Origin of the sequence: Chengkuizengella marina (assembly GCF_009910845.1) — a bacterium.
Lineage (GTDB): Bacteria > Bacillota > Bacilli > Paenibacillales > KCTC-33759 > Chengkuizengella > Chengkuizengella marina.
Window position 1 is genome coordinate 163562 of sequence record NZ_SIJB01000032.1, and the last position, 10838, is coordinate 174399.

General features: G+C 33.9%; 12 protein-coding genes and 1 other annotated feature. Of the genes, 9 read left to right on the top strand and 3 right to left on the bottom strand.

Annotation, left to right across the window (positions count from 1 at the left end; translation table 11 throughout):
- Nucleotides 1-2 precede the first annotated feature (2 nt).
- A complete protein-coding gene (gene proB / locus ERL59_RS16625; RefSeq protein WP_160647357.1) occupies nt 3-1115 on the bottom strand; it encodes a glutamate 5-kinase in 1113 nt (370 codons plus the stop codon).
- A 177-nt stretch (nt 1116-1292) separates the two neighbouring features.
- Nucleotides 1293-1510: a binding site (T-box leader), on the bottom strand.
- Nucleotides 1511-1644: 134 nt separating this feature from the next.
- Between proB and ERL59_RS16630 the strand changes: the two genes are divergently transcribed.
- The 4 genes from ERL59_RS16630 to ERL59_RS16645 all read left to right on the top strand — a co-directional run bounded on the left by ERL59_RS16630 (nt 1645) and on the right by ERL59_RS16645 (nt 4283).
- Nucleotides 1645-2271: a LysE family translocator gene (locus tag ERL59_RS16630; RefSeq protein WP_160647358.1), complete on the top strand. Its 627-nt coding sequence runs from the start codon at nt 1645-1647 to the stop codon at nt 2269-2271.
- 7 nt (nt 2272-2278) lie between these two features.
- The gene (locus ERL59_RS16635; protein ID WP_160647359.1) at nt 2279-2461 is read left to right on the top strand and encodes a hypothetical protein; all 183 of its coding nucleotides are present in this window, start codon (nt 2279-2281) and stop codon (nt 2459-2461) included.
- A gap of 150 nt (nt 2462-2611) precedes the next feature.
- Nucleotides 2612-3457, top strand: a complete 846-nt coding sequence (locus tag ERL59_RS16640; RefSeq protein ID WP_407925731.1) for a YitT family protein — start codon at nt 2612-2614, stop codon at nt 3455-3457.
- A 34-nt stretch (nt 3458-3491) separates the two neighbouring features.
- A complete protein-coding gene (locus ERL59_RS16645; protein WP_160647360.1) occupies nt 3492-4283 on the top strand; it encodes a carbon-nitrogen family hydrolase in 792 nt (263 codons plus the stop codon).
- On the opposite strand, the gene ERL59_RS16650 is transcribed toward ERL59_RS16645, so the two are convergent.
- Nucleotides 4280-5176, bottom strand: a complete 897-nt coding sequence (locus tag ERL59_RS16650) for a LysR family transcriptional regulator (RefSeq protein ID WP_160647361.1) — start codon at nt 5174-5176, stop codon at nt 4280-4282. The genes ERL59_RS16645 and ERL59_RS16650 overlap by 4 nt on opposite strands.
- Nucleotides 5177-5418: 242 nt before the next feature.
- Between ERL59_RS16650 and leuC the strand changes: the two genes are divergently transcribed.
- On the top strand, nt 5419-6828 hold the full coding sequence (gene leuC / locus ERL59_RS16655; protein ID WP_160647362.1) for a 3-isopropylmalate dehydratase large subunit: 1410 nt from the start codon (nt 5419-5421) through the stop codon (nt 6826-6828).
- 68 nt (nt 6829-6896) lie between these two features.
- Complete coding sequence (leuD, locus tag ERL59_RS16660) at nt 6897-7484, top strand: 3-isopropylmalate dehydratase small subunit (RefSeq protein WP_160647363.1); 588 nt, start codon at nt 6897-6899, stop codon at nt 7482-7484.
- Between the two features lie 173 nt (nt 7485-7657).
- On the opposite strand, the gene ERL59_RS16665 is transcribed toward leuD, so the two are convergent.
- Nucleotides 7658-7828, bottom strand: a complete 171-nt coding sequence (locus ERL59_RS16665) for a hypothetical protein (protein ID WP_160647364.1) — start codon at nt 7826-7828, stop codon at nt 7658-7660.
- 432 nt (nt 7829-8260) lie between these two features.
- Between ERL59_RS16665 and ERL59_RS16670 the strand changes: the two genes are divergently transcribed.
- The 3 genes from ERL59_RS16670 to ERL59_RS16680 are packed head-to-tail and all read left to right on the top strand — an operon-like array spanning nt 8261 to nt 10776.
- Nucleotides 8261-9778, top strand: a complete 1518-nt coding sequence (locus ERL59_RS16670; protein ID WP_160647365.1) for an N-acetylmuramoyl-L-alanine amidase family protein — start codon at nt 8261-8263, stop codon at nt 9776-9778.
- 43 nt (nt 9779-9821) lie between these two features.
- The gene (nth, locus tag ERL59_RS16675; RefSeq protein ID WP_160647366.1) at nt 9822-10469 is read left to right on the top strand and encodes an endonuclease III; all 648 of its coding nucleotides are present in this window, start codon (nt 9822-9824) and stop codon (nt 10467-10469) included.
- Nucleotides 10470-10506: 37 nt separating this feature from the next.
- The gene (locus tag ERL59_RS16680; protein ID WP_160647367.1) at nt 10507-10776 is read left to right on the top strand and encodes an NAD/NADP transhydrogenase alpha subunit; all 270 of its coding nucleotides are present in this window, start codon (nt 10507-10509) and stop codon (nt 10774-10776) included.
- Nucleotides 10777-10838 lie beyond the last annotated feature (62 nt).

Below are 10838 nucleotides of genomic sequence, written 5' to 3' on the forward strand. Positions count from 1 at the left end.
TTTTATTCTACTTTGGTCAGTAGAGCAACCCATTCGTCACGATGGATGACTTCAATTCTTTGTACATCGATTCGTTTTTTCACTTCGATTGTGGATAATCCAACTACGGCTTGTAACTGCCATGATGCATAATTAACTACTCCACGACCAATAACTTTATTGGACTGATTTGTTACCTCGATAACGTCTCCAGGGTGAAATTCACCCATAACTTTTATAACACCAGCTGGTAATAAGCTTTTTCCACCTGTTAAAAGTGCTTTTTCTGCTCCGTTATCTATTTCAATTTTCCCTTTAGTCAAAGAATGGAATCCAAGCCATTGCTTTTTCATCGGTAGATTGTGCAGATGAGTGTCAAAATAAGTACCCTTTCCCTTTTGTTCAACAGCCAACTTCATATCTAATGGGTTTGAAGCTCTTCCTATAAATACCGGTACTCCACCACGCATGGCAATTCTTGCAGCTTCTATTTTTGAACGCATACCCCCAGTTCCAACAGATGACCCTGCTCCTCCCGCGATACGAAACATATCCTCATCTATTTCATTCACTCGGTGTATTTTTTTAGCTTTATCGTTTTTTCTAGGATCTGCAGTGTAAAGCCCATCTGTATCTGTAAAAATCATTAGTTGTTTAGCTTTCACTAAATTAGCAACGAGAGCTGATAATGAATCATTATCTCCAAATTTTATTTCTTCAACAGAGACTGTATCATTTTCATTGATAATAGGAATCGTATCTAGACGTATTAATTCTTCAAATGTATTTAAAGCGTTTTTCATTTGTTTACGATTTGTAAAATTGTTACGAGTTAATAAAATTTGTGCTACTTTACATTGATGTTTAGCAAATGCTTCAAAATAAGCTTGCATTAATATTGCCTGACCTACAGCAGCAGCTGCTTGTTTTTCTTGTAACATTTTTGGACGGCTTTCATAACCTATGATTTTAAATCCAGCGGCAACACTACCTGAAGTTACAAACAAAATTTGAAAACCCGATTTTTTAAGATGAATAATTTCCTTTGTAAAGTAGTTTATTTTTTCGTAATCTAATTCACCATGAGGTGTTGTAAGTGAACTGCTGCCAATTTTCACGACGATTCTTTGTTGCATAATAATCACACTTCCTGTATTTTTATTCCATGCATATTATAAAAACTCTATCGGTGACTCTGAGGCAGTGACCGAAGCTACATGTACAAGACTTGCAAATCGTCCAAATTTGTTTAGAATCTTGATGTGTCAAATCATTCTTATTTATTTTATATATCAAAAAAAGACCTTCATCCATTAAAGGACGAAAGTCTTTGCTTCCGCGGTACCACCTTCGTTGATAAATGATCAACATTTATCCGACTCTATCCCTAGATAACAGTAGGGTCACTGTTCAACTCTTCGTTGACCATTCAGGGGCAGGTTCGGAAAGGCTTCAAGGTAAATTTTCACAGCCAAGAAATTTACTCTCTGAACAGAAGTGACTAACCTACTATTCCCATCACTATGTTTTTGCTTTTTATAAGAATATCATGGGGAATCACGTTTGTAAATCCCAAATCAGCATAAAATTTAGTGCTTAACCGTTTTTTTTAATGTATAATTATTTTTGATTCTTTTAGATAAAACAGCTTAGAGGAGATTACAGATGTTTATTGAACTTTTTATCATTGCGTTATTTGCTGGGATTACTCCTGGCCCTGATTTATTTATTGTTATTAAAAATAGTCTTAGTTATGGCGTGAGAATTGGCTTTGCAACAGCGCTAGGTATTGCTTCATCTAACGTAATCCATATTAGTTTAACCATTATCGGTATTTCCGTTTTGATAGAACAATATCCAAGTCTAAATTCAGTGATTAAAATCTTAGGTGCTATGTATATTCTATGGATTGGAATTAACGCGATTCGTTCTTCACCATCTAAAGAGGAAAATGGAAGTGATCATGATAATCAAAAAGAACATAAATCGTTTTTTAGGGCACTCCGAGAAGGTTTTTTAATTAGTGTATTTAATGTAAAACCTCTTTTATTTTTCATCAGTATTTTTTCACAATTTATTGATCCAGAAACAGTTACGTATGTACGTTGGTTATATGCACTTGAAATGGTAGTTACTGTCGGTTTATTATTTAGTATAATAGCAATCATTTCCTCCTCCATTATATTTAGGAAATATTACAATAAATATGCATATTGGATTGATCGTATTTTCGGAGTAGTGTTAATTTTGTTTGCGATTACGATCGGTTTTTCAGTCTTTTTTGGGGGGTGAGAAAGAAATGAATGAGGTGGCTTATGTTCCTTTAACTCCATCATATTTACCCATCATTTTATTAGTATTACTAGTAGTAGGCATCATTTGTTTTGTCCTATTTGTATTTAAGATTATACGTTATTTTGTTAACAATAAAAATCAATTAATAGAAATTAATCAAAAGTTGGACAAAATAACTAGAGACTAAATTTTTATGCTTATCATATCCATTGTTCTTTGGAACATAATTATATGATAATAGGATTATTGAAGATTTACATAACTACTTTTAAAAGAGGAGAAATATAAAGTGGATGTTATAAAAAATAGGAAACAAAATCAACGTCAACACAATAAAATTTCAATAAGAGAAATCTTGGTACGTATCTTTTTCATTATTTTAGGAGCGACATTAGTAGCTGTAGCATTAGAAATGTTTTTAGTTCCAAATACGATTATTGATGGTGGAATTGTAGGGATATCGATTATTTCATCTTACTTGAGTAAAATCCCTTTAGGAGTATTTTTATTCTTCCTTAATCTACCTTTTCTGTTTATTGGTTATAAACAAATAGGTAAAACATTTGCTATTTCAACATTGCTTGGTGTTTTTGTAATGTCTATCGGCACCTTCCTTTTACATTCCGCAGAAATGGCAACAGATGAGCCTTTATTGGCAGCTGTGTTTGGAGGGACCATTCTTGGGTTTGGTGTTGGACTTGTTTTAAGATATGGGGGATCATTAGATGGAACAGAAATTGTAGCCATCTTAGTAAATAAAAAGACGCCTTTCTCTGTTGGTGAAGTTGTCATGTTTTTGAACTTGTTTATACTTGGAAGTGCAGGTTTTGTATTTGGTTGGGAACGTGCCATGTACTCACTGATTGCCTATTTTATAGCATTTAAAATGATTGATGTGACTATCAACGGTTTTGATGAATCAAAATCAGTGTGGATCATTAGTGAAAACCATAAAGAAGTAGGGGACGCGATTTTATTTCGTTTAGGTCGTGGTGTCACTTATTTGAGTGGAGAAGGCGGTTTTTCTGGTGATGATAAGAGAATCATTTTTTGCATTATTACTCGATTGGAAGAAGCAAAACTAAAATCTATAGTAGATGAATTAGATCCTGAGGCTTTCCTCGCTATTGGAAATATTCATGATGTGAAGGGCGGAAGATTTAAGAAGAGAGCCATCCATTAAGTAATCAAAATTATAACGGTTAGAGGAGATCACTATGAAGTTAAATTGGAATATTTCATGTATACAATTCGATGTAAAACAAGGATTAGTAGAAGAAAACATGGATAAAGCAAAAGAGATGATAGGAAAAGCAGTCTCAGCTCCCCATAAACCAGATGTGATTTTACTTCCAGAAATGTGGAATACAAGTTTTACAAAAAGTGTTTCAAGTCTGGCAGATGCTTATGGAGAAAAAACAAAACAGTTCATATTAGAAATGAGCAAGATACATAATGTACATATCGTGGCTGGATCAATATCTGAAAAAATAAATGGAGAAGTTCATAATATTAGTTACGTGTGTAATCCAGATGGAGAGTTTATTGCAGATTATTCTAAAATTCATTTGTTTCAACTGATGTATGAAGATCGTTATTATGTAGGGGGAAATGGAATAGGGGTATTTGAATTGTTTGGTGTTAAAGCTGGAATGGTCATTTGTTATGATATTCGTTTTCCTGAACTTGTACGTAAGTTAGCTCTAGAAGGTGTGAAGGTTTTATTTGTTCCAGCACAATGGCCAGATGTCAGATTACAACATTGGAGAACATTACTTATGGCTAGGGCGATTGAAAATCAGATGTATGTTGTAGCGTGTAATCGCATTGGGAGCAGTGAAAGAGAAAATTTCCCAGGGCATTCGATGATCATTAATCCTTGGGGGGAAGTGATCACCGAAGCTGAGGATAAGGAAACAATTTTACAAACAAAGATAGATCTCAAATTAGTACAGACTGTAAGAGATACGATCCCAGTATTTGAAGATCGTAGACCATCCCTTTATTAATTCATGACTTTCATCATAGTGTCTATAAAGGCTTCAGCTGCTTTGGACAAATATCTACCTTTTTGATGGGCAATGACAAGTGTTCGTTTTGGATTATGTTTTAATTTTAAATGAATTGGGGTAAAATGGCTCCATTTCGTTTGCGTAACCATATAGGGCACAAAGGCAATGCCCATTCCTGCAGCGACTAAAGATTGAACCGTTTCAATGTTGCTGCTTTCAAAAGCAATATTTGGTGTAAACCCTGCTTGTTCACATAAATCAATCGTAATGTGCCTAAATCCTTGTCCTTTTTTTAAAATGACAAAAGGTTCATCCTTTAAATCTATAATATCGATCTCATTTTTTTGATGATGAAGTTTAGTATTTAAATGATGTTTGGGTGGAACGGTTAGGATAATCTCTTCTTCCATCACAGGATAATAAGTTAGAGATGATTCTTGCATAGGCAAAGATAATAAGCTGATGTCTGTTTGTCCTTGTGCTGTTAAAATCTCTAGGTTGGTAGAGCTTTCTTCAATTAACACAATTTCAATGCCTGGATAGTTCTGTTGAAAAACAGGAAGGACTTGTGGTAATATATGCGAGCCTGTAATCGGTAAACTACCTATGATTAGTTTACCTTTTCTTGTTTGTGAGATGTCTTCCATTTCATTTTTCATTTGTTCGATTAAATCCATGACCTTATGTGCTTTTTCTACAAAAACAGTACCTGCATGTGTTAACTCAACAGCATTTGTATTTCTATCAAATAATTTTACATTCAGCTCTTTTTCTAATTTTGCAATTTGTTGACTTAGAGATGGTTGTGCAACATGTAACTTTTCTGCAGCTCTAGAAAAGTTTTTTTCTAATGCAATTTGAATTGAATATTGCAACTGTCTTAGTTCCATTATTTTTCCCTACCCTTCAATAGATATTTCATTTTATATAGGATTAATGAACTTAACTTTACACGTGTGCGTATATTTGGTTCCTGGGGTCCCCGAAAAGTAACAGGAATAAGCTTCAACGGCTAACCTCACTTTTTGGGTTATTAGTTTTACCTATAACAGTTATAACCATTATATCTTGGAACAATAAATAAAGAAATGTTAAACTATGATAAAGATTTTAATAAGAGGGTGAGATATCAATGTCTACTAAAAAAACAATTATTGAGAAAATTTGGGATCGCCACGTCATTCATCAAGAAGAGGGAAAACCGAGTATCATATATATTGATCTTCATTTAGTTCATGAGGTAACTTCACCTCAAGCCTTTGAGGGGTTGCGTTTAGCAGGGCGTAAGGTTCGTAGACCTGATTTAACTTTTGCGACTATGGATCATAATGTTCCTACTAAAGATCGCTTTAACATTACAGATCCAATTTCTAAGCAACAAATAGATACGTTAACTAAAAACTGTGAGGAATTCGGAGTTACATTATATGACTTGAATAGTTTAGATCAAGGTGTAGTTCATGTCATGGGTCCAGAACTTGGGTTAACACACCCTGGGAAAACCATTGTTTGTGGAGATAGTCATACATCAACGCACGGTGCGTTTGGTGCACTTGCATTTGGAATCGGCACGAGTGAAGTTGAGCATGTACTTGCAACACAGTGTTTACAACAAGCAAGACCTAAAACTTTAGAAGTTCGTATTAACGGTAAATTAAAACCTGGTATCACAGCTAAAGATCTTATTTTAGGTGTCATCGCTAAATATGGAACAGATTTTGCTACGGGTTATGTTGTTGAATATACGGGTGAAGCCATTCGTGATCTTTCCATGGAAGAAAGAATGACCGTATGTAACATGTCAATTGAAGCTGGAGCTAGAGCAGGTTTGATTACCCCAGATGATACGACTTTTGAATATTTAAAAGGGAGGGAGCATGTTCCTCAAGGTGAGGCTTTTGATCTTGCTGTAGAAGATTGGAAAAGCTTAGCAACAGATGAAGGTGCTGTTTATGATCACGTAGTAGAGTTTAATGCTGAATCATTAGTACCCCAGGTCACTTGGGGAACAAGTCCTGGCATGGGAACAGATGTAACAGCTGCAGTTCCAAATCCAGTAGATTTTGAAACTGAAAATCAACGAAAAGCGGCTGAAAAAGCAATTGAATATATGGGACTTACACCTGGAACGAAAATGAATGAACTTCAAATTGATCGTGTATTCATCGGTTCATGTACAAATGGTAGAATCGAAGATTTAAGAAGTGCTGCCAAGGTTATCAAAGGTTATAAAGTAGCTTCTAACGTTAATGCTATGATTGTCCCAGGGTCTGGTAGAGTAAAAATTCAAGCAGAAGAAGAGGGTTTAGACAAAATATTTGAGGAAGCAGGATTTGAATGGAGAGAAGCTGGATGTAGTATGTGTTTGGCTATGAACCCTGATTTCTTAAATCCAGGAGAACGTTGCGCATCTACTTCTAATCGTAACTTTGAAGGGCGTCAAGGACGAGGAGGAAGAACACACCTTGTATCTCCAGCAATGGCAGCTGCTGCAGCAATTAAAGGTCATTTTGTAGATGTGAGAGACTGGCAGTTTCAGTAATATATACATGATTTAAATATAGTATGGATAGTTTTCAATTTGATAGATTTGAGAGGAGAATGATTACAATGGAAGCTTTTAAACAACATTCCGGAATTGTAGCACCTGTAGATCGTGTGAATGTGGATACGGATGCAATTATCCCTAAACAATTTTTAAAACGAATAGAACGTACTGGATTTGGACAGTTTTTATTTTATGAGTGGAGATTTTTAGAAAATGGGGTTGACAAAAATCCTGATTTTGAAATGAATAAACCTCGTTATAACGGATCATCAGTATTAATTTCTCGAGTAAACTTTGGCTGCGGTTCCTCACGTGAACATGCGCCCTGGGCAATCTTGGATTATGGATTTAAAGTGGTTATTGCTCCATCATTTGCTGATATTTTTTATAACAACTGTTTTAAAAATGGAATATTACCTATTAAACTTTCTGAAGAACAAGTAGAAGGTTTATTCCAACGCACTGCCTCAAACGATGGTTATAAACTTCACGTTGACCTAAAAAATAAAGTGATTACAGATGATTTTGGATTAAAAATTGAATTTGATTTAGATGAACATCGACGTCAGTATTTATTGCAAGGCTTGGATGATATCGGACTCACGCTGCAACATGAAGACAAAATTGCTGCTTACGAGCAAAGAGCTTAATAATCGAACCTCCAGTCACATAGTAGTGGATTTGGAGGTTCTTTTTAATTTCACTTCTGCTTCTCCTTTTACAAAATTAAAAGGACTAATGGTTAAAATCGAAGCTTTTCTATTCTTGTTTTTTCAATATTCTAAACTCTATCCTCAACGATCTCAATATTTACTTCATCTACTTATTGAATTGAAACTTTTAGAATGGTTTCTTGCAAAACATCCGCACAACATTTCACTTTTACAAAAGGATCTAGCTGCTCTGTACATCGATTTTTCATTGTCTTTGATTCATTGTACAAACGCATCTTTCTTCCCTTTTTGAGCAAGTTTAACCATTTTTTTAACTCCACCCGATGCACTCCTTTTTTTGGATTTATTTATTAAATAGATCTTAATGCTATTTGGTTCACGTAAATTTAAAAACTAATTTTTATATGAAATAGTATATTTTAGATTCGGTAGTCTTTTCGGCTTATTTTCCGCAACTTTTTCCATCCATATACGTCTAGTAAATAAAGGAATATCAAATAAAATCTGATATTGTCATTCTTTCATTATATTTGCTAGAATATAGTGGTAAATCACATTTACTAGATTTTATGAATGAGAGATTTTGAAATGAAGTGATTGAATATATGGAGAGTCTCAAATTTTCATATATACATAAGGTTTTTCTTTTTAGGATTTTGCCAGTGTTTCATCTGGTTTTTTTTATCTGTATTTCAATTCTTTCATTAATTATAAATCTATTTTACATAAAAACTATTTTACAGAGGTGACTTATGAAACGTATATCCATTCTACTTACTCTATTACTATTTTTAAATGTATTTCCGGCTGTGTCTATTGCAGGAGAATCTTCAATTTCTTTATTTGTAAATGGTGAGAGACTAAAATTAAACGTATCTCCACTAAAAATAAACGGCAATCTTTATATCCCTTTTGAATTTTTTATAAAAGAATTGGACGCTGAAGTTGAATGGAAATCTGACAATAATCAAGTAAATATACAAAATAAATTAATCAATTTAGATATATATATGGATCGTAGTAAAATGTATTTAAATGGCTCAGCACTTGATATTAAAAATAAACCAGTGATCATATATGGGGATGTTTATCTACCTATACATGTAATTAGTGAAAACTTTGGTATGAAGTACATTTGGGACGCTTTAACCCAATCTATTTATATTTACAAAAATGTAAATGGTATACAAGTTTCCAGCTCAAAAAAACCCAATCCTCAACTAGAACCAATAAAAGATATAATTACAGTTACAAATTCACAATCAAATTTAAATCCATATCCTGAACCACAACCTTCGGCACCTGTAACTGATAATATTGTAATTCCTACCAACAATGGGGAACCTACTATTTATCAGATTGAAGTCTTGGAAGATGAAATTGTTTTTCACGGGAATACGACTCTAGAATATTCAAGTTTTTACTTGCCAAATCCTGAACGTATTGTCATAGATTTTGAGAAAAGTTCTTTTAACTCATCATTTATAGATCAAGAAACTGGTATGGCTAGTGGAATGATGGAAGTGACTCATTCTGATATAAAATCTATTCGTTATGCTATGTTTGAAGATCAATATCCTAGAATCGTCATTGATTTACATGAAAATATAGAGTATAGTATGATAGGAATTCCGGAAGATAATCAAGTAAAGGTATTATTAGGTGTGACGAATAACACTGCTGAACCAAGTAAAGATCAATCAAACGATAACGATGACATTATTGTTGATGATCCTTTCATTATAGTAATAGACCCTGGTCACGGAGGAGATGATCCAGGTGCAACAGGTAGTGTCTCTTCAAGGGAAGAGAAATATTTTACACTCGAATTTGCAGAGAAACTATATGACTTGCTTGATGCAGAGCCTTGGTTTCAACCCTATATGACACGAACAGATGATGTCAAAATTGAGTTGGATGATCGTGCTGAATTTGCAAATGAATTAGGAGCAGATGCTTTTTTATCCATTCATGGGAATATTCATGAAAGATTGAATATTAGTGGTACAGAAACTTATTATTGGACTAATCGAGGTTTGGATTTAGCTCAAACGATTCATAATTACGTTGTTGAATCTGCAGGATTACCAGATAGAAGTATAAGAGAAGTTGAATATAGAGTATTAAAGAACACGAACATGCCTGCTGTATTGTTAGAGATCGGTTATCTATCAAGTGAACATGATGAGAATTTAATGTTAACAGATGAGTTTCAATATCGTGTAGCTGAATCTATCGTAGAGGCATTAAAGGAATACTACCTGAATTAATGCGAAGTCAAAGAAAAAGTATGTAGGCTAATTTGGAGGAGTCATGAACAAAAAAGAAATCAGGCGTGTGTTAGATACAATGGGGGATATGTTTCCAAACGCTCATTGTGAGTTGAATCACGAGAACCCATTTGAGTTAACGATTGCGGTATTACTTTCTGCCCAATGTACAGATGAGATGGTGAATAAAGTGACTGTTCATCTTTTTAAAAAGTATAAAACACCTCAGGATTATTTGAACGTTCCTCTATCAGAACTAGAATCCGATATTAGAAGCATTGGTTTATATCGAAATAAAGCGAAAAATATACGTAAGTTATGTGAAATGATCATTGAAAAATATAATGGTGAAGTGCCTAAGTCCCATAGTGAATTAGTAGAGCTTCCTGGAGTTGGAAGGAAAACAGCAAATGTTGTTGTATCCAATGCATTTGGAGTTCCTGCAATTGCAGTTGATACTCATGTGGAGCGAGTTTCAAAGAGATTAGCACTAGCCAATTGGAAAGATTCCGTTCTTGAAGTTGAAAAAAAACTAATGAAGAAAATTCCCGAAGAAGAATGGACCCAAACACATCATAGACTTATTTTTTTCGGAAGGTATCATTGCAAAGCACAAAACCCATCATGTGATGTGTGTCCTTTACTTGATTTATGCAGAGAAGGAAAAAAAAGAATGAAAAAGAAAATCTAAGGAATGATAAGTAAAAAACTGTAAAGGTAGTGAAACCATGAAATGTATAACTGTGTACACAAAAAGTTTTGAAGAATTTTCAGATATATTTGAAGAAATATTAAAAACTCCACTAACTGAAGATGAAGAAAAAACGATTGAAGGTATTACTGTGAGTGATTCTGGCGAAGTTCCAGAGCAATACATAGATCGTATGAGAGATAAACCAGAAGTGGTTGTTATGAAAGTAAAAGAAGAGGATATTACTATATTTCAGCATGGTGAAGTTTTTGAAATTTTGATACCTGAGAAGGAATCTGTGATATAATATAAATATAATTTTTGAACAGAGTGCGTTGATGATTCTGTTCATGTTTAATAAAAACTCGC

Coding starts and splice junctions, on each gene's coding strand:
- proB (WP_160647357.1), bottom strand. CDS start 1,115: ATGCAACAAAGAATCGTCGTGAAAATTGGCAGCAGTTCACTTACAACA.
- ERL59_RS16630 (WP_160647358.1), top strand. CDS start 1,645: ATGTTTATTGAACTTTTTATCATTGCGTTATTTGCTGGGATTACTCCT.
- ERL59_RS16635 (WP_160647359.1), top strand. CDS start 2,279: ATGAATGAGGTGGCTTATGTTCCTTTAACTCCATCATATTTACCCATC.
- ERL59_RS16645 (WP_160647360.1), top strand. CDS start 3,492: ATGAAGTTAAATTGGAATATTTCATGTATACAATTCGATGTAAAACAA.
- ERL59_RS16650 (WP_160647361.1), bottom strand. CDS start 5,176: ATGGAACTAAGACAGTTGCAATATTCAATTCAAATTGCATTAGAAAAA.
- leuC (WP_160647362.1), top strand. CDS start 5,419: ATGTCTACTAAAAAAACAATTATTGAGAAAATTTGGGATCGCCACGTC.
- leuD (WP_160647363.1), top strand. CDS start 6,897: ATGGAAGCTTTTAAACAACATTCCGGAATTGTAGCACCTGTAGATCGT.
- ERL59_RS16670 (WP_160647365.1), top strand. CDS start 8,261: ATGAAACGTATATCCATTCTACTTACTCTATTACTATTTTTAAATGTA.
- nth (WP_160647366.1), top strand. CDS start 9,822: ATGAACAAAAAAGAAATCAGGCGTGTGTTAGATACAATGGGGGATATG.
- ERL59_RS16680 (WP_160647367.1), top strand. CDS start 10,507: ATGAAATGTATAACTGTGTACACAAAAAGTTTTGAAGAATTTTCAGAT.